The 23,078-nt window shown below is 71.8% G+C and carries 14 protein-coding genes and 1 pseudogene; 7 read left to right on the forward strand and 8 right to left on the reverse strand.

What is annotated here, in order from left to right; translation table 11 throughout:
- Window positions 1–202: 202 nt before the first annotated feature.
- The gene (locus QNJ12_RS00460) at window positions 203–1,225 is read right to left on the reverse strand and encodes an aspartate-semialdehyde dehydrogenase (protein ID WP_300617399.1); all 1,023 of its coding nucleotides are present in this window, start codon (window positions 1,223–1,225) and stop codon (window positions 203–205) included.
- A gap of 89 nt (window positions 1,226–1,314) precedes the next feature.
- Complete coding sequence (locus QNJ12_RS00465; protein ID WP_300617402.1) at window positions 1,315–4,263, reverse strand: BTAD domain-containing putative transcriptional regulator; 2,949 nt, start codon at window positions 4,261–4,263, stop codon at window positions 1,315–1,317.
- 72 nt (window positions 4,264–4,335) lie between these two features.
- On the opposite strand from QNJ12_RS00465, the gene QNJ12_RS00470 reads away from it, so the two are divergent.
- Window positions 4,336–12,858 carry a Calx-beta domain-containing protein gene (locus QNJ12_RS00470; protein WP_300617405.1) on the forward strand — a complete coding sequence of 2,841 codons (8,523 nt, stop codon included), beginning with the start codon at window positions 4,336–4,338 and terminating at the stop codon, window positions 12,856–12,858.
- Here the strand turns inward: QNJ12_RS00470 and QNJ12_RS00475 are convergent.
- From QNJ12_RS00475 to QNJ12_RS00490, 4 genes are all read right to left on the reverse strand, one after another.
- Complete coding sequence (locus QNJ12_RS00475) at window positions 12,818–13,642, reverse strand: class I SAM-dependent methyltransferase (RefSeq protein WP_300617408.1); 825 nt, start codon at window positions 13,640–13,642, stop codon at window positions 12,818–12,820. The two genes, QNJ12_RS00470 and QNJ12_RS00475, sit on opposite strands and share 41 nt — an antisense overlap.
- Before the next feature lie 54 nt (window positions 13,643–13,696).
- Window positions 13,697–14,947, reverse strand: coding sequence for an aspartate kinase (locus QNJ12_RS00480; protein WP_300617410.1), 1,251 nt, complete (start codon window positions 14,945–14,947; stop codon window positions 13,697–13,699).
- An 89-nt stretch (window positions 14,948–15,036) separates the two neighbouring features.
- The gene (locus QNJ12_RS00485; protein WP_300617412.1) at window positions 15,037–15,381 is read right to left on the reverse strand and encodes an antibiotic biosynthesis monooxygenase; all 345 of its coding nucleotides are present in this window, start codon (window positions 15,379–15,381) and stop codon (window positions 15,037–15,039) included.
- Window positions 15,382–15,470: 89 nt separating this feature from the next.
- Complete coding sequence (locus QNJ12_RS00490) at window positions 15,471–16,391, reverse strand: hypothetical protein (protein WP_300617415.1); 921 nt, start codon at window positions 16,389–16,391, stop codon at window positions 15,471–15,473.
- Here QNJ12_RS00490 and QNJ12_RS00495 point away from each other — a divergent pair.
- Both QNJ12_RS00495 and QNJ12_RS00500 read left to right on the forward strand, forming a co-directional pair.
- Window positions 16,375–16,704, forward strand: coding sequence for a hypothetical protein (locus tag QNJ12_RS00495; protein ID WP_300617418.1), 330 nt, complete (start codon window positions 16,375–16,377; stop codon window positions 16,702–16,704). The two genes, QNJ12_RS00490 and QNJ12_RS00495, sit on opposite strands and share 17 nt — an antisense overlap.
- 289 nt (window positions 16,705–16,993) lie before the next feature.
- Window positions 16,994–17,353 carry a cupin domain-containing protein gene (locus QNJ12_RS00500; protein ID WP_300617421.1) on the forward strand — a complete coding sequence of 120 codons (360 nt, stop codon included), beginning with the start codon at window positions 16,994–16,996 and terminating at the stop codon, window positions 17,351–17,353.
- Between the two features lie 7 nt (window positions 17,354–17,360).
- Here the strand turns inward: QNJ12_RS00500 and QNJ12_RS00505 are convergent, their stop codons facing one another.
- Together QNJ12_RS00505 and QNJ12_RS00510 are read right to left on the reverse strand one after the other, a co-directional pair.
- The gene (locus QNJ12_RS00505; protein WP_300617425.1) at window positions 17,361–17,975 is read right to left on the reverse strand and encodes a hypothetical protein; all 615 of its coding nucleotides are present in this window, start codon (window positions 17,973–17,975) and stop codon (window positions 17,361–17,363) included.
- Complete coding sequence (locus tag QNJ12_RS00510) at window positions 17,935–18,564, reverse strand: hypothetical protein (protein WP_300617428.1); 630 nt, start codon at window positions 18,562–18,564, stop codon at window positions 17,935–17,937. The genes QNJ12_RS00505 and QNJ12_RS00510 overlap by 41 nt, the downstream gene beginning before the upstream one ends.
- 99 nt (window positions 18,565–18,663) lie before the next feature.
- On the opposite strand from QNJ12_RS00510, the gene QNJ12_RS00515 reads away from it, so the two are divergent.
- The 4 genes and pseudogenes from QNJ12_RS00515 (at window position 18,664) to QNJ12_RS00530 (ending at window position 23,041) form a co-directional block, all read left to right on the forward strand.
- Entirely contained in the window at window positions 18,664–19,950 is a 1,287-nt protein-coding gene (locus tag QNJ12_RS00515; protein ID WP_300617431.1) for an aminotransferase class III-fold pyridoxal phosphate-dependent enzyme, read from the forward strand.
- Window positions 19,951–20,092: 142 nt separating this feature from the next.
- Window positions 20,093–21,517: pseudogene (locus QNJ12_RS00520) on the forward strand (aldehyde dehydrogenase family protein); the annotation flags it as partial.
- 10 nt (window positions 21,518–21,527) lie between these two features.
- Window positions 21,528–21,959, forward strand: coding sequence for a hypothetical protein (locus tag QNJ12_RS00525; protein WP_300617437.1), 432 nt, complete (start codon window positions 21,528–21,530; stop codon window positions 21,957–21,959).
- Window positions 21,959–23,041: an ATP-dependent DNA ligase gene (locus tag QNJ12_RS00530; RefSeq protein ID WP_300617440.1), complete on the forward strand. Its 1,083-nt coding sequence runs from the start codon at window positions 21,959–21,961 to the stop codon at window positions 23,039–23,041. The genes QNJ12_RS00525 and QNJ12_RS00530 overlap by 1 nt, the downstream gene beginning before the upstream one ends.
- The last annotated feature ends 37 nt before the right edge of the window (window positions 23,042–23,078 follow it).

Consider the following 23,078-nt stretch of genomic DNA (forward strand, 5'->3'; position numbering starts at 1 on the left):
GCAGCACCCGGCGCCCGTCTCACCGGCCGACCGCGTCGCACCAAGCGAGTGGACCGAGCCCAGAGTGCTCGCAACCAGCCACGTCGCGACGTCGATCACTCCCGCCACGGCGGCGAGGAGCGCGCCAGTTCTCTACGAGACCTGGTTCGCAGCCGAGCTCCGGCGGGCGAGGGCTGCTCGCCCGAGCCCGTGCGCAGCGCGATCAGTCGAGGAAGAGCTCGGCGATCTGGATCGCGTTGAGGGCCGCTCCCTTGCGGAGGTTGTCGTTGCTGACGAACAGCGCGAGGCCGCGCCCGTCGGGCACGCCCGGATCCTGGCGGATGCGACCGACGTAGCTCGGATCACGGCCGGCCGCCTCGAGCGGCGTCGGCACGTGGCTCAGCTCGACCCCGGGCGCCGCCGCCAGCACGTCACAGGCCCGATCGACCGAGATGTGCTCGGCGAACTCGGCGTTGATCGACAGCGAGTGCCCGGTGTAGACGGGCACCCGCACGCACGTGCCCGACACGAGCAGCTCGGGGATGTCGAGGATCTTGCGGCTCTCGTCGCGGAGCTTCTTCTCCTCGTCGGTCTCGTACTCGCCGTCGTCGACGATCGAACCGGCCATCGGCAACACGTTGAAGGCGATCGGCTCGACGAACTTCTCGGGAGCGGGGAACTCGACCGCCGAACCGTCGTGGGTGAGCTCGGCGGCACGGTCGACGACCTCGTGCACCTGCTTGTCGAGCTCGTCGACGCCCGACAGGCCCGCACCCGACACGGCCTGGTACGTCGAGACGACCAGACGGGTCAGCCCGGCGGCATCGTGCAGGGGCTTGAGCACCGGCATCGCAGCCATCGTGGTGCAGTTCGGGTTGGCGATGATGCCCTTGGGCGCCTCGCGGATCAGGTGACCGTTGACCTCGCTGACGATCAGCGGTACCTCGGCGTGCATCCGCCAGGCCGACGAGTTGTCGATGACGGTCGCCCCCGCCGCCGCGAACTTCTCGGCGTAGGCGCGTGACGACGTGGCCCCTGCCGAGAACAGCGCGATGTCGAGACCGGAGGGGTCGGCGACGTCGGCGTCCTCGACCACCACATCGGCGCCCTGCCAGGGCAACGTCGTGCCGGCGGACCGGGCGGACGCGAAGTACCGCATCTCCTCCACGGGGAACCCGCGTTCGTCGAGCAGCCGGCGCATCACGCTGCCGACCTGCCCGGTTGCACCAACGACTCCAACGCGCATGGTCGCCAGGCTAACGAGGCCGACGCCGCGACACGCCGCAGGTATCGGCCGCACACGGACCGCGTCGAGCGAGCGAACGTCAGGCCAGCTCAGCGCAACGTGGCGAGGGCGGACTCCGCACGCTCGGCGAACGGTGTCGTGCCGTCCTGGCGCGCCGACGTGGCCGCAGCGGCCAGCTGCTCGGCCGCCCGAGCCGTGTCACCGCGCAGGGCGTCCAGCAGGCCGAGCGAGTGGCGCAGCGAGCCCCAGTACATGCCGCCGCCGCCCCACATGTTCAGCACGGCGTGCCGATCGGCCAGCGGTTCGAGCCGAGGGTGCAGCAGCTCGGCGACGTCGGCACGGCCGCAGACCCACGCCGACTCCGCCAGCAGCGCCGCCGACGTGGTGAACGTCGCGTCGTCGCGGAGCGCGTCGATGCCGCGTCCGGCGACGGCATCGAGATGCGCGTTGGCTGCCGCCAGGTCCCCGCTCTGCGCGAGCGCCAGGGCGGCGACGCCCCGGTAGCCGACCCGGTCGGGCGCCGCCTCCGCGAGCCCGACCAGGATCGGCGCCACCGCCGCACCGTCGCCGCTCAGGAGACGCATGGTCACGAGCTGGCTGACGTAGCACTCGTAGGCGTCGCCGCTGTCCGGATCCGACCAGCGCTCGAGTGCCGCGTGCGCCCGCGATTCGCCGCGTTCCGGTCGCCCGGTCGCGATGTCGTGGAGCGCCGACCACGCCTCGACCCACCAGCGAACCCTGCCGAACTGCATGTCGCGCACGAGCTCCTCGGCGTACCGCAACGGCGGGCCGACGGCGCCGATGCGCCCGAGCTCGAACAGCGTGTAGATCTCGTAGGTCAAGGCGAGCACCTGGAGCTCAGGCCGGTCGGCTCGACGGGCGACGGCCTGCGCATCGATCGCGAGCGCGAGCCGCCCGTCGGCGTCGGTCGGCCGGAGCAAGCTCTGGAGCTTGCCGGTCATCGCACGGGCGACGGTGTCGCGCCGGCCGACCCGGTCGGCAGTTGCGACCGCCTCGTCGGCGAGCCGGCGGGCCTCGGCCAGGTCGCGCTCGTAGTGCGCACCGGCGAGGTCGGTCAGGAGTTGCACGGACGCGTCGGTCGGCGGCTCGCCGATGCGTGTGATCGCCTCGCGCTGCAGCGCCATCAGCTCGGCACCGTGACGCTGCGGGGACGTCCGTTCCCCGAGCAGGCGGACCCCCTCGGCGAACCGCTCGGTGTCGTCGTGGCGACGACCGAACGCGATGAGCTCGCGCGCCCAGCGCTCACCGTCGTCGAGTCGTCCACCTCGGACGTGGCAGCGCGCCAGCCGGTCGATCAGGACGCCCGCCAGCGCGCGGTCGCTCGCTTCGAGCTCGGCGCAGTACGGCTCGAGGGCGCGCAGCAGCACCAACGCGTCGCGGTAGAGGTCCGAGGCGAGCAGGTCGTCGACGGCGACGACGACGGCGTCGGCCGCCGGGGTGAGGTCGCCGTCGGGGAGGGCCGCGCCGAGGTGCCAGGCCACCAGCGTCCGCCGCCGCGGGCCGGAGATCGACCAGGTCGCCGCCGCTGCAGCCGCGATCTCGAGATGGAGCGCCGGCCGAGGCGTCGAGACGTCGAGCAACTCGATCGCCGCGTCCGCGATGCGGAAGTGCCCGTCGGCGCCGTCCTCGATCAGCCGTCGGCGTCGCGCCTCGTCGAGGTCGGCGAGCACCCGGTGACCGCCGAGCGACGGCAGCCGGATCATCAACTCGACGGGGAACTCCGGTCCGGCGAGCGCAGCGGCGGTGAGCACCGGCTCGAGTCGGGCAGCCAGCTCGCCGCTCGGTCGCGCCGGTGCCATGTCGTCGACCGGGATCGTCGACCCGAAGGCGATCGCGGTCACAGGTTCCGCAGCGAACGCCACGACGGCGATGCCGAGCTCGCCCGCGCGTCCGATCAGCTGATCGGCGAACGCCAACATCGAGTCGCCGGCCAGGTGGAGGTCGGCGAGCACGACGACACCACCCGGACCGACGCGCTGGACGAGCGCCTCGTTGGCGGCGCCGGGGTGCTCCGGCCGGCCCTCGACGTCGAGCAGTGGCCACACCGCGCGGTCGACGGGCTCGAACGGCGATCGATCCGAGGCCGACGTTCGCACCACGAGCGTGCGTCGCAGATCGTGCTGGACGCGGAGGCAGACATCGGCGACGAGCGCCGCTCGCGCGGCCGCCGTCGCCGCGACGACCACCACCGACGCGCCGGCAGGGCGAAGCCGCTCGACGATGTCGTCGACGATGGCCTGCTGCGGCCCGGCTGCAGTACCGCCGCTCGCATCCGACGCGATCAGGTGGCCGGCCGCAGCGCGCAACCGCTCGGAGGGCTCGAGATCGAACTCCGCTCGCATCCGGGCGCACGCCCGGTCGTAGGCGAGCGCCGCCGCGTCTCGGCGACCGAGCGCAGCGTGCGCACGAACGAGCTGTTCGACCGACCGCTCGCGCCACGGTGCCACCTCGACCCGCCTCTCGAGCTCGTCGACGACGTCGGATGCGCGCCCGAGCCCGAGCTCGGCATCGACGAGGTGGTCCTGGGCCCGTTCGAGGACGAGGCCGAGCCGATGTCGCTCTGCGGTCGCCTCCTCGTCGGCAACCAGCTCGGGGAACGGCTCGGCCCACAGATCGATCGCATCGGCGAGATCGGCCCGACCGGGCAGGTAGCGACCGGCGACGACCGCGCGCACGCCCTCGCCCACGAGACGCTCGAAGCGGTGGACGTCGACCGCGTCGGCGGGGACGGCGAGGCGGTACCCCTGCTCGCCGGTGACGACGACCGTGGACGCCCCGGCCTCGCGCAGCGCCGCCCGGAGCGTCGAGAGGTGCACGTGCAAGGTCGACTTGGCCTTCGCCCCGGCACCTCGCCCCCAGACCGCGTCGACGAGCGCCTCCGGCGTCACGAACTCGGGCGCGGCGAGGGCGAGCCGCGCGAGCACCTGTCGTCGCCGCTCGCCGCCGATCGACACCTCGTTGCCGCCCACCAGGCAGCGGAGTCCACCGAGCACCTGGACGGCGACGTCGCCGCTCATGGTCGGCACCGTAGCGAGCGCAGGCCCGGTTGTCTTCAGCGACGCTTAAGCGGCGCCTGGTGAACTGCCGGCATGGCGGAACACACCCTGTGGCCGGGTGGCCGGCGTCGACCACTCCGGCTCCTCGTCTCCGGCGCGCTCGTCGGCACGCTCGTGGCCCCGGCGCTCTCGTCGAACCCGACATCGCCGGTACACGCCGCCGTCTGCCCGGGCGCGACGGTCGACACCGACGGCGAGCTGCAGGACGCGATCACGCGTGCGAACGACTGCGTCGGCGCCGAGACGATCATCGTCGAGCCGGGCACGTACGCCCCGTTCGAACGCACCGTGAGCGACGACTTGACGATCGAGGCGCGCGATCCCTCGGCCGCGACGTTCCTCGTCGACGGCGAGTTCGGGTTCCAGAACCAGAACCGGCCCTTCGACGTCGTCTCGGCCACGCTCGTGCTGCGCGGCATCCGGATGGAGCAGCGCGACGCCGGCAAGATCGGGTACGTCCGGGTGGCCGACGGCCGCGTCGAGCTCGACGGCGTCGAGCTGATCGGCACGTTCGGCGACGAGAACGGCGGTGGGTGGGGCATCGACGCGACGGACAGCGACGTGGTCGTCACCGACACCGAGCTGGCGAGCATGGACGGCACGGCGCTCGACGTCGACGGCGGCAGCCTGATGATCAGCGGCGCCTACGTCCACGACGGCCACGCCACCGGCGTGTTCGTCCGCGACGCGCCCGTGGAGATCACCGGCAGCCGATTCGTCGCCAACGGCCGTGGCAACTCGTTCGCGAACGGCATCGACGTCTCCAACCCGGGCGGCACGGGCCCGCGCACCGTCACGATCCACTCGACCGTCGTGTCCGGCCATCCCGCCGACGGCATCGTGATCCGCACTGCTGCGGCGCCCGAGTTGGTCGACGTCGAGTTGCGCGGGTCGAGCCGCAGCGACACCGGGTTGGCGATCAGCGGCTCGCCCGGCTTCTCGGTCACCGACAGTTCATTCGACTCGCTGCAGACCGGAGTGAGCACCGGCTCGGACGGCAGCTTCTCCGGCGTGACGATCACCGGCAACTCGGTCGCCGGCGTCCAGTCCTCGAACACCAACGAGCTGCAGTTCACGAACTCGTCGATCACCGGCAACGCGGTCGACTGTGCGTTCGACCGCGGCTCGTTCGCGGTCGACAACGGTGGCAACTCGGACAGCGACGGCACGTGCGGGTTCACGGCGAACACGCCGCCGACGGTCGAGCCGAACGCGTCCCCGCAGGTGGCGATCGCGCCGATCGTGGTCGACGTGAGCGCCGGTGCCGATGATGCCGACGGGACGATCACCGGCTACCTGTGGAACGGCGCGACGACGCCCGTCGCCGCGTCGTCGCAGCGGTTCGCGTACGCCGAGGCCGGAACGTACGAGGTCTCGGTCCAGGCGATCGACGACGACGGTGCGGTCAGCGACCTGGCGACGGCCACCATCGTCGTGCTGCCCGAGCCGGCGCCACGATCGAGCCTCGTCGAGCTCACGGTCGGCTGGCCGACGGCCGACGAACAGCCAGACGCAGACGTGCGGTTCTCGAACACCGACGGGGTGCACACGATCGACCTCCCGCGGCGTTCGTGCGTCTCGGACGAGACGGTGTGCAGCGGGCATGGTGTCGTACCGCCGTCGGACGGTGAACCGTACGCGGTCGCCGTGACCGGCCTGCCGGCCGGCTGGACCTGGCTGCTCGACGGCGACTGTGCACCGGGTCCCCATGCGGTGCCCGACGGCTGGTTCGACGTGGCGCCCTCGTCGAGCACGACGTGCACGATCGAGATCTCCCAGCCCTCGCCGCCGCCTCCGGCTGCGGGTGCCGCCGAGGTGACCCTCGACGTGACGTTCGACGGGGACTGGGCGGCCGACGCCGTCAGCGACCCGACCCTGCTGCTGCAGGGCACGACCGTGTCCAGCGGCTCGTGCTCGCCACCGGCGTGCTCGCTCGGCGCGTGGTGGGACGACACGTCGGTGACGGTCGCCCCCGACGTCGAGTTGGTGGGGGTGCCCGGCAACTGGCTCGCCACGTTCTCGGACGCCTGCTCGGGCCTGACCACCACGACCGCCGTGCTGGCCGGCGTGACGCCCGGCGCCACACCGAGGTGCACGATCGGGCTCGTCCGCGTCGGCGCCGACCCGGTCACACCGACCGCCGGGCTCGTCGACGTCGAGGTCGTGTGGCGACCGCTCGCGACCAGCGTCGACACCGGCGCGCCGGGCACCGGCCTTCGCTTGACCGACGGCGTCACGACGCTGACCCTCGGCTGGGACGAACTGTCCCCCGGCTGCGGGGACCCCGGCGGCCCCTGCGCCGGACGCGCCGCGGTGCCGGCATCGGTCGCTCCGGGGTACCTCCCGTCGGTCGCCGACCTCCCCATCACGTGGTCGACGCTGCTCGACGGCGACTGTGCCTCCACGGCGGACGGCGGCGCCGCCGTCGACGGCAGCAGCGGCTGGTTCAGCGTCGAGCCGGGTTCGCGCCTGGGTTGCCGCATCGTGCTGATCGAGCACCCGTCGCCGGTCCCGACCAACGGCGCGCTGCTCGGCCTGACCGTCCGGTGGGAGAGCGACCAGCCCGACGCGGGCGCCGATGCCGGCGCATGGTCGCTCGAGGTCGGCACCGCACCGGCGAGCACCGATCTGGACGCCCTGCTGGTCGATCGGTCGTCCGGATCGAGCTGCGCAGGCAACGAGGCGATCGTCAACGGGTGCGAGGCCACGGGCGTGCCGCTCCCCGACCTCGACGGGACGCTGACGATCGACGGGCCCGACGGCTGGACCGCGACGTTCACCGGTGACTGCGCCGACGGCCCCGGCGGTCCGGCCGTGAGGCTCGCGCCGGCGACCCGTGCGACGTGCACGATCACGTTCGTGAAGATCGGCGCGGGCACACCGGGTGCGGCGGGCGTCGTGGCCCTGACCGTCACATCTCCGAGCGTCCCGGCCGCGTTCTCGTCGATCGAGCTCGCCGCCGACGGCGGCGCCACGACGAGCGTCGGCCGGGACGACCTCTGGTCGGGTGTCGCGCTGCCCTGCGACACGGCCAGCCCGACCGGATGTCTCGGCTCGGTCGCCGCCCCGCCCGGCACCTACGCCGTCGACGTCCGCGGGTTGCCGCCTGGCTGGACGTTCCGCCTCTCGGGCGACTGCGCGTTCGAGGCGTCGAGCAGCCGGTCACCGAGCGGCTGGTTCGAGGTCGCCGCCGGCGCCCGCTCGACGTGCGACGTCGCTCTCGTCGACACCGGGGCCGCCGTGCAACCCGGCCGCCCGACGACCGACCTGGAGCTGGTCTGGACCGGCATCGGCGAGTTCGAGAGCACTGCGCCGGACGCGATCCCCACGATCACGTTCTCGGACGGATCGGGCTCGGTCACCGAGCTCCTCCGTGAGAGCGGCGCCGGCGGTCCGTGCGCCGAGCCCGGCGCACTGCCAACCGGCTGTTCCGGCCTGATCGTCCACGACGTCGGCGATCGGGTCGATCTCGACGCCAACGCCGCATGGCTGCCGGTCGCCGACGGACGGTGCGCAGCGGTCGGCGAGGACGGTGACGCGACCGTCGTCGAGCTGTTGACCGGCGTGGGTGAACGGGCGACGTGCACGATCCGGCTCCGGCAGATCGCTGAGTCCGAGCCCATCCCGGCGCCGACGGCGCTCCTCGAGGCGACGCCGGTCGCCGGCGACGTGCCACTCGACGTCACGCTCGACGCCTCGTCGTCCGGCCCGGTCAACACGATCGAGAGCTACCGGTTCTCGTTCACGGGCGAATCGTTCGACGCCGCCGGCGACCCGGTCGCCCCGCCGACGCCGTTCGAACTGACGCAGGGCGAACCGGTGCTCGCCACCACGCTGCCGAACGTCGCTCCCGCGACCCGGTGGTTCGTGACCGTCACGACCACCGACCTGTTCGGCCGGTCGACGACGTCGGCGACGACCACCATCGAAGCCGGACCGGTACCACCGCCCCGGCCGCCGGAGGCGGTCGACGACGCGTTCAAGGTCGACCTCGCGACGACCCTCGACGTCGCCGCTCCCGGCGTGCTCGGCAACGACGACGGTGGCGACGCGCCGGTGCTGGTGACCAGTGCGACACCGCCGGCCCACGCCGCCGCGTTCACGCTCTCGGCGGACGGCTCGTTCAGCTACACGCCGACGCCCGAGTTCGTCGGCACCGACACGTTCGAGTACCGGGTGTTCAGCGACCTCGGCTCGGACGTCGGGCTGGTCTCGATCGACGTCGCGGGCCTGGCCGGCGACGTGACCATCGAGGTCGAGTTCCTCGGCGGACCCGTCGAGGACGTCGGGTTCGACGCCGCCGTCTCCTTCCCGAACGCCGTCAGCGCGCTCGCGTCCGAGCCGCTCGCCGTCGAAGCCGGCTGGCCGTTCGCCGACCCCGACAGCTGCTCGGGCGTGCTCTCGGACTGGTTCGAGTTCGACCGGCCCGGCTGCTCCGGAGCGTTCGACGTCACGATCGGCACCGGCGAGCTCCTCCGGCTCGACGCCACCGGTTCGTCCGACTTCGCGCTCCCGCTCTTCGCCGGGGACTGCGCGCCCATCGCCGACGGCGCCGTGATCGACCTCGACGCCACGGGGTCGCCGACGTGCCGCGTGTCGATGGTGCGGACGGTCCAGGGCGACGCCACCGGTGCCGCGCTGCACCTGACACAGCGCTGGGTCGGCGAGCCCGACACCGCGTCGTCGCCCGACGTGACGGTCACCACTGCGGGCGTCGTCACGCTCGGGCCCGCGCCGTTGGACGTCGACCCGATCCTCGACGCTCCCTGCCCGCCGCCCGCCGCCGGCCAGACGCCCGGGCAAGCCCTCGCTGCGTGTGTCGCGGCGGTCGACGACTGTCCGAGTCACGACGCCGGCTGCCAGGCGTTCGTCGCGCTCCCCGTGGGCGACGGCGCCGACGTCACGATCGAGGTCGAACCCACCCCGGGCTGGCAGACGCACCTGCTCGGCGACTGCGGCCCGACCGGCGAACTGGGCACGATCGCGCCGGGCACGCTGGTCATCTGCGAGGTGGTCCACGTGGCGTCAGAGCAGCGGGGCGGCGTGCTGTTCGAATGGTCGATCGACCCCGACGAGGCCTTCTTCGGACCGCTCGGCCCGCGGCCCGACATCCGGGTCGATGCCCGGCTGGTCGACGGCGCGACGACAGTCGCCGAGGCGGCGTACGCCGACGCGCTGCCACCACAGGACCAGCCGGCGCTCGACTGCAGCGAACCCGACACGACCGTCGACGACCTGCCGGCGACGTGCCGCCGGTTCGTCCCGGTCGACGCCGGCTCCTACGCCCTGGCGCTCGACAACGAGTTCGACGACCTCTGGGATGCGACACCCGCCGGCGACTGCGGCCCCGGCACGATCGACGTGGCAGCGGCCGAGCTGACGATCTGCACGATCGCGCTGGCGCCGACCCGGCCGGCATTCGCAGCGGGCGGCACGACACGCGTGCTCGCAGAGGGCACTGGCGCCGACACACCGCTCAACATCGGACTCGGCTTCGACGAGCCGACACCGGCGGGCTACCAGCTGGCGGTCGAGATCCTCACCGGCGACGCCTACGGGCAGGCTGCCCGTGCTCGTGCGCTCCCGGACCCGGCGTCGCCGGCCGACGTCGCCGGCGCGTCGAGCGTCGTGACGCTGCCGACCGGCACCCTGCGCCACACCGTCTCACTGGGCCTCGTCGCCGACGGGCTCGAGGAGGCCGACGAGGGCTTCGTCGTGGCGATCGAGGAGGTGGACAGCGGTCGTCGATTGCTCGTCCACGTCGTGGTCGAGGACGACGACACTGCGCCGGTGATCCAGGACGTGCTCGCCGACTTCGAGGCTGGGCCGTCGCCGCTCCGCAACCGGTTCGCCGCCGACGCCGTGGACGGCGACGGGGACATCGTCGAGTACCGGTGGGCGCTCCAGCCGTCGGGCCGGAGCTGGACGACCGGCACGCCCGACCTCGACGTGGTGATGACCGATGTCGGCGTGAACACGCTGCGCGTCGTGGCGGTCGACGCGGGCGGCAACGAGTCGACGCCGATGACCGTCGACGTCGTCGTCGAGCCGACGACCCTGACGGTCACCCCTGCGGTGGCGGTCGAAGGCGACAGCGCCGGCCCGCTGAACCGCCCGTGGAGCGTCGCCGGCGACCTCGCACGCGCCCTCGAGGTCGAACTGCGAGTCGGTCCGACCGGGCCGACCACGCTGCTGTCGCGGCCTGCGGTGATGGCGTCGTCGTGCGCGTTCGGTCGGGATGCGGCGGGCGACGACACCGACGTGACCGTCGGCACCGGTCCGTCCGCGCTGCCGATCGTCGTGTGCCGCGACGACGACGTCGAGCGCGACGCGACGCTGCTCGTCGAGCTCGTCGTGCCCGGCGACGTGCCGGGCGACGAGACCGTGGTCCTCTCGCGAACGCTGACGATCCGCGACGACGACCGCTACGACCTCGAACCGATCACCATCCGGGAGGCCGACGTCGATCTCTCCTTCGCCGGCGGCGAGGTCACAAGACGGCTCGACGACGGGCGGCCGCCGTGGTACTCGTCCCCGCCCGCGCAGGTGCTCCTCGCCGGCACGGGTGGCGTCGGAGCGACGTGCTCACCGCTCCTCGGCGGCACCGGGCAGGACGTCGGCCTCCGCCTCGTCGGCTCGCCGTCGGTGTCGGCGGTCGTCGAACCACAGGGGGCCGAGGTCGACGTCGTGGTGTGCGCCGACAACCTGTTCGAGGCACCCGCCGTCTACGACCTGGTGCTCGTCGCCCCGGACGGCTCGGTCGACTCGACCACCGTGACCGTGCTCGACAACGACCAGCCGCCCACGATCACCACGACCGGCGTGACGGTCGAGGAGTCGTCCACGAATGCCACTCGGAAGGTCTCGATCGGCGTCGTGCCGGTGTCGTACGTGCGCTCGGTGCTGGTGCTCACGCCGCCGTCGGGCGACGCGACGCCCGGCGTGTGCCTCCCCGGCTCACCCGCCGACTTCGAACCGCTCCCGGGCGAGATCGTCCAGATCCCGGCCGACGCATCGGGCTTCGACGTCGACGTGACGATCTGCGGCGACACGCCGCTCGACGACGACGGCTCCTTCTCGCTGCTCCTCGCCCGACCGCCGGCCACGCCGGAGCAGCTGCTCGCTCCCGAGGTGTACGCGACGGTGCAGGTCGAGATCGTCGACGTCGACGCGCCCGAGGTCTCGGTTGCCGACGTGACCGTGGTCGAGGGAACCGGCGGGTCGACGACTGCGGTGGTCACGGTCTCGGCGAGCGGCCTCGGCGTTCCCGTCGGGGTGGAGTACCGGACGCTGCCCGGCGGCGACGCGCCCGGCGGGGCGGCACTCCCCGCCAAGGACTACGAGCACACGGAGGGATCGCTGGCGCCGCAGCCCGCTCCGTGGAGCCGCACGATCGAGATCCCGATCGTCGGCGACCTGCTCGAGGAGGGCGATCAGGCGTTCCGGGTCGAGATCACGACGAGCGGGGCCGGCGTCACCAAGGGGTCGGCCCAGGTCACGATCCTCGACGACGACGACATCGTCGTGAACGTCGCCGGCGCGTCGGTGGTCGAGGGCGATTCGGTCGACCTCGACATCGAGCTCAGCAATCCGTCGGAGTTCCCGGTCGAAGTGGCCTGGGCGACGGCCGACGGAAGCGGGTCCAGGGCCGCGACCGAAGGAGCCGACTACGCGGAGGACTCGTCGACCGCCGTGTTCCCGCCCGGCGCGTCCACCAGGACGATCCGCATCGACACCGTCGCCGATGGCATCACCGAGGGCGACGAGACGTTCCTCGTCGACTTCGAGACGAGTCGCGGTGAGATGTCGAACTCGTCGATCACCGTGACGATCCTCGACGACGGCCCGCCGCGCATCTCGCCGGTGGCCGATCTCGTCGTGGTCGTCCCCGACGGCACGACCGGCCTCACGAAGGTCGGCTGGACCGCGAACGCGATCGACGACGAGGACGGTGCGGTGGCGGTCGTGTGCGATCCGGCGTCGGGCGCCGGCTTCCCCCTCGGCACCGCTCGCGTCGAGTGCACGGCAGAGGATTCGGTCGGCAACACCGACGTCGAGCGCTTCGACGTCACCGTGGTCGAGGAACGGAACGCCGCTGCGGCACTCGTCGGCGACGACCGGATCACCGGGCCCGGCGACGACATCCGAGTCAGAGCGGGCGGCTACCGGCCGTTCGAGCCCGTGCGGATCGAGTTGCGGTCGGATCCGATCGTGCTCGGCACATCCAGCGCGGACGCACAGGGCGTCGTCGACGTCACCGTCACCATCCCCGCCGACGCACCGATCGGCGACCACGACGTCGCGATCGTCCCGGTCGACGAGTCCAGTCCGAGCAGCGTGACCCTGCTCCCGATCAGCGTCGCCCGGGTGCCGGTCGGCACCTTGCCGGCAACCGGCGGGGGCATCGGCTGGTCGCTCGCGCTCGCGGCGTCGATGGTGGCGAGCGGACTGCTGGTGTTCGCAGCCGCGCTGCGGGGCGGCCGGTGGATCTGGCGCGGCAGGGGCGAGCTCGCGGCTACGTCACCTCGGCGACCAACCACCAGTGGCGGGGGTTGACGCCCTCGAACGTGCGCATCGACGCGTCGATCGCCCGGAGCTTGCTCTTCGGGTTGGTCCAGACCTCGATCTTGGTGAGCTGCGGCGCGAGCGGGCCGGTGACGACGTCGGGATGCAGCCGCGAGGCCTGCCATGCGACCCGGGTGACGAAGCGCTGACGCGACAGCCAGTCGCCGACACGGGGCACTCGATACAGGCTGCGCACGACCGACCCGGCGGGCACGACGATCGGGTCGGCAGCGGCATGCCCACGGAAGTTGAGCGCGATCTTGCCGCCCGGGCGCACCACGCGCACGGCCTCGGAGGCGAGCTCGAGCGCGTCGTCCTCGTCGCAGTGCTGGAGCGTGATGTAGCTGAACGCGAGATCGGCGGTGTTGGGGGCCAGGTCGAGCGTTCGGCCGTCGGGTACCTCGAGCGTGGTCAGCCGCTCGACCTTGCCGAACCGGCCGACCGTCTCGTAGCAGCGTTCGAGGAAGCCCTGATCGAGGTCGCAGGCGATCACCGACCCGTACTCGCGGGTGAACGCACAGGTCATGCGACCGATGCCGGCGCCGATCTCGACCACGGTGCGCTGCTGGTTCTCGGGGTCGCGCAGCCCGAACGTCTCGAGGTACGCGGGCACCTCGTCGTCGCCGGTGGCGACGAACTCGGCGAGGGTCAGCTCGTCGCCGGTGGCGTTGTTGAACACCCAGCCGGTCTCGCGCACGACGTCGTCGCCGCTGATCATGCGCTCGGAGACGCGGCCCGCCGCCTTCCAGGGGATCAGTTGGCTACGCCGCCGCATGGGCTCGAATTGTGCCAGACCGGTCGGCGGTTTGCTCCGCGTCGGTGAGCCCACTCACCGGCGCTCGGGCAGCGGCCCGGCGTACCCCTCGCCGGAGTCGAGGCCGAACGCGGTGTGCAGCGCCCGCGCGGCCCGCTCGAGGTCGGCACTGGCGACCACGACCGAGATCCGGATGGTCGAGGTCGAGATCATCTCGATGTTGACGTCCTCGTCGGCGAGCGTGCGGAACATCGAGGCCGCGATGCCCGGCGACGACTTCATGCCGGCCCCGACGAGCGACACCTTGGCGATGTCGTTGTCGTGGGTGACACCCTTCGCCCCGATCTCCTCGGCGACGCGGGCGACGATGTCCTCGGCCACCTTCATGTCCGACATCGGCATCGTGAAGCTGATGTCGGTGGTGCCGTCGGTCGAGGTGTTCTGCACGATCATGTCGACGTTGACGCTGGCACCGGCGAGCGGCTCGAACAGCGCCGCCGAGATGCCAGGCCGGTCGGGCACACCGAGCACCGTCACCTTGGCCTCGGTGGTGTCGGTGACGACGCCGCGGATGATCGGATCTTCCATGGAGGGCTCCTCGGTGGTGACCCACGTGCCGGACTCCCAGGTGAAGGCCGAGCGCACGTGGAGCGAAACGTTGTGGTTGCGGGCGAACTCGACGGAGCGCAGCGCCAGCACCTTCGACCCGGCGCCCGCCATCTCGAGCATCTCGTCGAAGTTGATGCGCTGGAGCTTGCGGGCCTGCGGGATGATGCGCGGATCGGCCGAGAAGACGCCGGTGACGTCGGTGTAGATCTCGCAGGCCGCAGCGTCGAGGGCCTTCGCCATGGCCGAGGCGGTGAGATCGGAGGCGCCGCGGCCCATCGTGGTGATCTCCTTGGCCGTGGACACGCCCTGGAACCCGGCGATGACGCACACCTTGCCCTCGCCGAGTGCTTTCCTCACGCGGTCGCCCTTGACCTCGATGATCTTGGCCTTGCGGTGCTCGGTGTCGGTGATGATCCCGACCTGGCTGCCGGTGAAGCTGATCGCATCGACGCCACGGTCGTGGAGCGCCATCGTCATGAGTGCCGCAGTGACGCGCTCCCCCGTGGTCAGCAGCATGTCCATCTCGCGGCCGGGCTGGTTGTCCGAGACGGAGTCGGCGAGCGAGATGAGGTTGTCGGTCGCCTTGCCCATGGCCGAGACGACGACCACGACGTCGTTGCCGTGCCGCTTCGTGATGGCGACGTTGTCGGCGCAGGCCCGGATGCGATCGGGATCGGCGACCGACGTGCCGCCGTACTTCTGAACGATCAGTGCCACGGGTACGGGAGCCTATGCCGCGTCGCCGCCGACCCTCGCCACCGATTCGGAAACTCGCACCAGGACCGGCGCGGCCCGCCCGGGCCGGATCAGGACGTCGGCGGCATGGCCAGCGAGACCACCTCGAACTCGAGCAGGCTCGCACCGGTCGCGACGGCGTGCTGGGGCTTGGCCTCGCCCGTGCCGTCGTCGTCGTGCGTCTCACGGTGCTGGTGCTGGAAGGCCTGGCCGGTGCGCCAGTTCTGGAACGCCTCCTCGGACTCCCACCGGGTGACGACGAAGTAGCGGTCGTCACCGGCGATCGGCCGCAGCAGCATGAACTCCTCGAACCCGGGCTCCTGGTCGACCATGCCGGCGCGGGCGGCGAAGCGCTTCTCGAGCTCGGGCCCGGCACCCTCGGGCACCTCGATCGCGTTGATCTTCACGACTGACATGTCGAGATGGTGGCATGTGCGGACGCCAGATTCCTCATGCGCTCCGGGCCGGCACGAGTCGGTCACGAACGTGTCGACGGCCGGTCGATCTACCAGTCGATGTCGAAGTACGAGTCGTCGGGCGGCGGCGTGACGACCGTGACCGGCGCGCCCGGCACCACCGTGACGTCACTGAAGGCGACCACCGCCACGTGACCGCCCTCGCTGATGCCGGCGCTCATGAACGACTCGGCCGATGCGAGCGGGGTCACGGTGCCGGTGACGAGGTCGATCAGCTGGAGATCGGCGCTGCCCTCGTCACCGAGCTCGATCGCCAGCAGCCGGCCGCCGAGCATGCCGACGGGTAGCACGGCGAGGCCGGATCCGACGATCGGATTGTCCTGCACCACGGGCGCGCCGTCGGGCGGGATGCGATGCAGATCGCCGGCAGCCGTGAGCACGAGGAGGTCGTCGCCGCCGAAGCCGGCCCAGTCGATCGCAGTGGGCGCATCGTAGGAGTCGGGAGGTGATGCGGTGACGTACTGGACCACCCCGCCGACGGTCTCGACGACCACGCGATCGGCGGGCGTGAGCACCCAGAGGTCGGGCTGTTCGGGGTCGGGGAGGCAGAGGTCGGAGGTCACGTAGGCCAGCCGCGTGCCGTCGGTCGACAGCCCCACCCACGACCCGGTGGCGACCCTGTCGATGTCACCGCTGACGAGGTCGATCCGCCCGATCGAGCCCTTCGACGACTCGCAGCCGTACCACGAGTCCTCGTAGCCCTCGTTGAAGTAGGCGCTCCGGCGGTCGGACGTGAGCCGGAGCCCGCCACGGAAGACGCCGTCGCCGTTGAAGAATTCCTCGACGACGCGCAGCACGGTGCCGGTCGCCACGTCGATCTCGACCAGGTCGGTCCCGGTGGTGACGAATGCCGTCTCCGGCGCCGGCCCGTCTGGCGTCGGCGTCCCGCCGTCGTCGCGGGCTGGTGCCGTCGTCGGGACCGGCGGTTCCGTCGTGACCGGAACGGTCATCGGTGCCGTGGTCGGCGGCGCCGTCGTCGCCGGAGCCGGCGCGGTCGCCGGCGCCGTGGTGTCGACCGGCGTGGTGGTGGCAGCCGGCGCGGTGGTCGCCGGTGGTGGGATCGTCGGTCCGGTCGAGGCGGTGGTCGCCGCCGGGGCAGTACCGTCGGAGCTGCTCACCGAGTCGGATCGCGAGCACGCGGTGAGGGCGAGCAACGCGACGGCCGACACGGTCATCGCCACGCGAGCGGGCCGGCCTCGGGAGCCGAGGCCGGCCGGTGGTCGATCACCGATCATCGGCTCATGCTGGCACGTCGAGCGGTGAGCTGCGGGGCACGCGTCATCGATGTGACATCCGCCCCACCACACCCAACCATCCCGCAACCCCGACCCACGAACAACACCGCACGTCATCGATGTGACATCCGCCCCGCCACACCCAACCATCCCGGCACCCCCGACCAACAACACCGCACGTCATCGATGTGACATCCGCCCCACCACACCCAACCATCCCGCCACCCCCGACCAACAACACCGCACGTCATCGATGTGACATCCGCCCGGGCCCAAGTGCCCTGGTGGGGGGTCGGGGACCCGGGCACCCTGGAGGTATGACCGCGATCACGATGCAGATCCCGACGGTGTTGACTGCTGGCTCGATCGAGGCACTCCCCACGGAGGAACTCGGCGGACAGCACGGCATCGAACACCGCATGTTGTGGCACGACGGCACGTCGCGTGCCGGCGTGCTGACGTTGGCCCCCGGGTGCAGCATGCCCGCTCACACCCATGAGGCGAGCCACCACCACATGTGGGTGCTCGACGGTGACGCCGAACTGCTCGGCCGGCGCCTCGGACCCGGTTCGTACGTCCACATCCCGGCCGGCGTCGAACACGACATCGCCACCGTCGACGGGTGCAGCGTGTACTACCTCTACCTCGTGCAGCCGGAGGCCATTCGGACCGATTGAGCGACGATCACGGGGCGAGCAGCGGGCCGAGCAACCGGGCGGCTTCACGTTCGAACGTGCCCGGCTCGTAGCGGATCGCCAGCGCACCCGCGCCGACGAACTCGTCGACGTTGTCCGACCGGTTGTCGATCAGCAGCGTGGTCGACAGGTCGCCCGACAGCGCGAGGAGTTCGCGCGCCCGGAGCGCCATCGCGACTTTGCTCTCGGACGCGATCTCGGCGCTGGTGACGATCACGTCGACGTGCCGGTCGAGGCCGCACGCGGCCGCGATGCCCGCGAACTCCCAGGGGTTGACCGTCACGACGGCCTGCGGCACGGCGCCGTCCAACCGTTCGAGCCACGCACGAGCCTCGGGGAACCACGCGATGCGACGCCAGACGGCTCGCAGGTGCCGGGCGATCGCAGCCCGCGACATCGGCAGCTTCTCGGCAAGCGGTGCGATCAGGTCGTTCAGCGATGCGCGCCCGAGCATCCAGTCGGCGACCCACGCCGGGTGGGCGTCGACGACGCCGTCGTACACGGCGGTCCACTGTGGGACCTCGTCGGGAGGGATCCGCATGAACCGCTCGTCGCAGAGCGTGTCACCGAAGTCCCAGCACACGAGGTCGATCGCAGCCGTCACCCGTCCGACGGTAGCCACGGACGGGCGACGGCCCGGCGCGACGACGCAGGACCTGATCGCCGACTCGACGAGCGCGTTCCGTGTCGCCGAGCTCGGCCCACAACAGGCCACCGCTCCTGACGTGGTTCAGGTAGCGCTTCTCGGTGCCGATCGCCACGTGGCGGTCGGCCGCCCAGGCGAGCCGCGCCCGCCAGTCGCCGAGGCCGAGCTGGCGCTCGAGCCGCGCCACCCGTTCGTGGACGGGCGCCGAGTCGGGGAACTTGCGGAGGCCGAGCAGGTCGCTCCGGATGATGCGGTCGAGCTCGCGATCGCCGGTCACCCACTCGGGCGGCACCTCGAAGAGCGGCTCGAGGAGCCGATGCGTCCGCCGTTGCATCTCGCGAACCTGCTGCTCGGGATCCCAGCCGGCGAGCTTGCCGTCGGCGTCGCCCACGTCGACCTCACCGACTCCGACGAACACCACCGCGCCGCGCGTGGGGTCGTGGTAGGCCTTGCCGCGATGGCCCCACCGCTCGGCAGCGGTGATCACGACGGACGCCCACTCGCGCTCGGCCGCCTCGTGCGCCCGTCGATCGCGCCGCCGTCCCACGCCGGGCGATGCTACGGGACGATTCCGAACCGCTTGCGGGTTCGGAACGTTCGTTCCAGCCCGGGTGACAATCCGGTAGGTGTCTGCCAGACTCTCGGGATGACCCTCGTCGACGCCGACAACGCCCACGCGCCGAGGATCCTCACCGAGCTCCCCGGCCCGCGGGCGCGGGTGGTGATCGAGCGCGACGAGCGGGTGTGCAGCCCGTCGTTGACGCGCGTCTACCCGCTCGTCGTCGAACGCGGCGACGGTGCGATCATCGAGGACGTCGACGGCAACCGGTTCCTCGACTTCAACGCCGGGATCGCGGTCGCGGCCGCCGGCCACGCTCATCCAGTCGTCAACGCCGCGATCCATGCGCAGGTCGACGCGTGTCTGCACTACTGCTCGTCCGACTTCTACCACCCGGTCCACGCCGAGCTGTGCGAGCGGCTCGCCGCGACCGCCCCGATGGGTCCGAGCCGCGTGTTCCTCGCCAACTCCGGCACCGAGGCCGTCGAGGGCGCGCTCAAGCTGGCCCGCCACCACACCCGGCGTCCGAACGTCATCGCGTTCTACGGCGCGTTCCACGGGCGCTCGCTCGGCAGCCTGTCGCTGACGTCGTCGAAGGCGAAGTACCGGAGCGGCTTCGGCATCGTGACGCCGGGCAGCTACCACGCCCCGTTCGCCTTCGACGGCGAGCTGACAGGCGCCGACTACATCGAGCAGGTGCTGTTCGAGAGGATGACCGAGCCGGGCGACGTGGCGGCGATCTTCGTCGAGCCGATCCAGGGCGAGGGTGGCTACATCGTGCCGCCGGCTGGCTGGCTGGGCGCGCTGCGCGAGCTGTGCGACCGCCACGGCATCCTGCTCGTCGTGGACGAGGTCCAGTCGGGCATCGGGCGCACCGGCACGATGTGGGCGTGCGAGCACGACGGCGTCGCGCCCGACATCATCACCGCCGGCAAGGGCCTGGCGAGCGGGCTCCCGCTGGCAGCGATCATCGCCCGCGACGACATCATGCAGTGGGCGCCGGGCAAGCACGGCTCGACGTTCGGCGGCAACCCGGTGGCCTGCGCCGCCGCGCTCGCCACACTCGACCTGGTCGAGGATGAGCTCGCCGCCAATGCTGCGTCCGTCGGCGCACATCTGATCGACTCGCTCCGCGGCATCGCGGCCGACCAGCCGCTGATCACCGAGGTCCGTGGGCGGGGGCTCATGATCGGGTTCGATCTCGTCGACCACGACACTGCGGTGGCCGTCGAGCGCGGTTGCTTCGAGCGCGGGCTGCTCGTGCTGACGTGCGGCCGGCGCGGCGTGCGGCTCGCGCCACCGCTCGTCATCACGGCGGCACAGGCCGACGCCGCGGTCTCGATCATCGCCGACACGCTCGCCGCACTGTCCTGATGCGCCAGCCCTGCCGCTCCGCCCTCAGCATCCTCCACGAACGAGGTGTGACATGACACTCCCGTCCCACGAATCCGTCGCTGCCGCGGCCGACCGGCTGCTCCGAGCGATGGGCGCCGACCGGTCCGACGGAGACCAGCTCGCTCGGACCCCGATCACCGGACGCTCGCTCGGCCCTGCCGGCTCCGCGGGCGATCTCGACGCAGCCGTCGAACGCGCCGCGACGGCATTCGAGGTCTGGCGCACGACGCCGGCACCGGTGCGCGGCAACGTGATCCGCCGCCTCGGCGAGCTGCTCCGCGAACACAAGGACGTCCTCGGCGAGCTGGTCTCGATCGAGGCCGGCAAGATCCGGTCCGAGGGGCAGGGCGAGGTCCAGGAGATGATCGACATCTGCGACTTCGCGGTCGGGCTGTCACGCCAGCTCCACGGGCTCACGATCGCCTCCGAACGGCCGGGGCACCGGCTGATGGAGACGTGGCACCCGATGGGCCCGGTCGGCGTCATCAGCGCCTTCAACTTCCCGGTCGCGGTGTGGTCGTGGAACGCCACCCTCGCCGTGGTGACCGGCAATCCGATCATCTGGAAGCCGAGCGACAAGACACCGCTCACCGCGCTCGCCTGCGCCGCCCTGTTCCGCCGGGCCGCCGAGGCGGAGGGCGCACCGGACGACCTACTCCAGGTCGTCCTCGGCGGAGCCGACGTCGGCGCCGCGCTCGCCGCCCACGAGGGCGTGCCCGTCGTGTCCGCCACCGGCTCGACCGCCATGGGCCGCAAGGTCGCACCGGTCGTCGCGGCCCGCTTCGGCCGCGCGATCCTCGAGCTCGGCGGCAACAACGCGGCGATCGTCGCTCCGTCCGCGGACCTCGACCTCGCACTGCGCGGCATCGTGTTCTCGGCCGCCGGCACCGCCGGCCAGAGGTGCACCACGCTGCGGCGCGTGATCGCCCACCGCTCGGTCCACGACCAGCTCGTCGAGCGGATCGGCGCCGCCTACGACACGTTGCCGATCGGCGACCCGCTCGCCGACGGCACGCTCGTCGGCCCGCTGATCGACGGCGGCGCACACGACCGGATGCAGGCGGCGCTCGAGGCCGCCGCCGGAGCCGGCGGCAAGCTCGTGGTCGGGGGCGAGCGAGTGCTCGCCGACGAGGCGCCCGATGCGTACTACGCCCGGCCGGCGCTGGTGGCGATGCCCGCGCAGACCGACATCGTCCGCGCCGAGACGTTCGCCCCGATCCTCTACACGGTCGCCTACGACGACCTCGACGAGGCGATCGCGCTGCACAACGGTGTGCCCCAGGGGCTGGCCTCGTCGATCTTCACGACCGATCTGCGCGAGGCCGAGCGGTTCGTGTCGTCGTCGGGCAGCGACTGCGGCATCGCCAACGTCAACATCGGCCCGTCGGGTGCCGAGATCGGCGGCGCGTTCGGCGGCGAGAAGGAGACCGGCGGTGGGCGCGAGTCGGGCTCCGACGCATGGAAGGGCTACATGCGCCGCCAGACGAACACGGTCAACTACTCGACCGAGCTCCCCCTCGCACAAGGGGTCCGGTTCGAGATCTAGTGTCGAGGCGGTGAGCGACCTCGGGGCTGACGCGTTCGACTTCTGGCTGGGTGAGTGGGACTGCGTGTTCGACGGCGGGCACGCCGTCAACACGATCACCCGGGGGTTCGACGGCAAGGTGCTGACCGAGCGGTTCGAGATGGACACGCCGCGCCGTTGGTCCGGCACGAGCCACTCGGTGTACCAGGCCGAGCTCGACCTCTGGCGCCAGACCTGGGTGGACTGCGACGGCAGCTACTGGCACTTCGTCGGCTCGCTGGTCGACGGCCAGCCGTCGTTCGGCACACCGGAACGGGTCGACCGCGACGAGACGTTCAAGCGGATGGTCTTCACCGACATCGCCCCCGACTCGTTCCACTGGCGGTGGGAGTCGTCGCCCGACGGGGAGACGTGGACCGTCAACTGGGAGATCGACTACGCCCGACGCCCGGGCACCGCGTGATGGAGCTGCCGCTCCGACCCCCGATCAAGCCGATGCTGGCCAAGCTGGCGCGGACGATGCCGAGCGACGACGGCCTGCTGTTCGAACCCAAGTGGGACGGCTTCAGGTGCATCGTCTTCCGCGACGGCGACGAGATCGAGCTGACCAGCCGCAACCAGCGGCCGTTCAACCGGTACTTCCCCGAGCTGCTGCACGTGCTGCTCGACGCGCTCCCCGATCGATGCGTGGTCGACGGCGAGATCGTCGTCGCACACGCCGAGGGCAAGGGCCTCGACTTCGATGCCCTGCAGCAGCGCATCCACCCGGCCGCCTCGCGGGTCAACATGCTCGCCGAGCAGACGCCGGCGTCGTTCGTGGCGTTCGACCTGCTGGCACTCGGCGACGAGAACCTGGTCGATGCACCGTTCGGCCGCCGCCGCGAGCTGCTCGAAGAGCACCTGTCCCCGAACGCCGGCGTGCACCTGACCCCGGCGACGACCGACCCGGCCATCGCCGAGCGCTGGTTCACGCGGTTCGAGGGTGCCGGCCTCGACGGCGTGATGGCGAAGCGCCTCGACGGCACCTACACACCCGACAAGCGGACGCTGGTCAAGGTCAAGCACGAGCGCACCGCCGAGTGCGCGGTCGCGGGCTTCCGCATCCACAAGGACGGCGAGGGCGTCGGCTCGCTGCTGCTCGGTCTCTACGACGACGCCGGCCGGCTCCACCACGTCGGCGTGTGCGCCGCGTTCACCGCTGCGTTCCGGCGCGAGCTGGTCGACGATCTCGGCCCGCTCACCGAGGACGCACTCGACGACCACCCGTGGCGCGACTGGGTCGAGGCCGCGGCGCACAGCGACCAGCGGATGCCGGGCGGCTTCTCGCGCTGGAACGTCGACAAGGACCTGTCGTTCGTGCCGGTCCGCATCGAGCGGGTGGTCGAGGTCACGTTCGGCCAGCTCGAGGGCGGCCGGTTCCGCCACGGCGTCAAGTTCCAGCGGTGGCGGCCCGACCGGACGCCAGACTCGTGCCGGTACGAGCAGCTCGACGTCGCCGCGCCGGTGCCCTTCGACGAGCTGCTCGCCGAGACGGGTTCGGGCTGACGCGGGCCGGCGGACCGGCCGAGCCGGCGTCGCAGGC

The sequence above is a fragment of the Ilumatobacter sp. genome (assembly GCF_030065885.1).
Taxonomy (GTDB): domain Bacteria; phylum Actinomycetota; class Acidimicrobiia; order Acidimicrobiales; family Ilumatobacteraceae; genus Ilumatobacter.

Bases quoted from the DNA above. Each gene is read 5' to 3' on its own strand.
- QNJ12_RS00460 (WP_300617399.1), bottom strand. From the start codon at position 1,225: ATGCGCGTTGGAGTCGTTGGTGCAACCGGGCAGGTCGGCAGCGTGATG.
- QNJ12_RS00465 (WP_300617402.1), bottom strand. From the start codon at position 4,263: ATGAGCGGCGACGTCGCCGTCCAGGTGCTCGGTGGACTCCGCTGCCTG.
- QNJ12_RS00470 (WP_300617405.1), top strand. From the start codon at position 4,336: ATGGCGGAACACACCCTGTGGCCGGGTGGCCGGCGTCGACCACTCCGG.
- QNJ12_RS00475 (WP_300617408.1), bottom strand. From the start codon at position 13,642: ATGCGGCGGCGTAGCCAACTGATCCCCTGGAAGGCGGCGGGCCGCGTC.
- QNJ12_RS00485 (WP_300617412.1), bottom strand. From the start codon at position 15,381: ATGTCAGTCGTGAAGATCAACGCGATCGAGGTGCCCGAGGGTGCCGGG.
- QNJ12_RS00490 (WP_300617415.1), bottom strand. From the start codon at position 16,391: ATGACCGTTCCGGTCACGACGGAACCGCCGGTCCCGACGACGGCACCA.
- QNJ12_RS00500 (WP_300617421.1), top strand. From the start codon at position 16,994: ATGACCGCGATCACGATGCAGATCCCGACGGTGTTGACTGCTGGCTCG.
- QNJ12_RS00515 (WP_300617431.1), top strand. From the start codon at position 18,664: ATGACCCTCGTCGACGCCGACAACGCCCACGCGCCGAGGATCCTCACC.
- QNJ12_RS00530 (WP_300617440.1), top strand. From the start codon at position 21,959: ATGGAGCTGCCGCTCCGACCCCCGATCAAGCCGATGCTGGCCAAGCTG.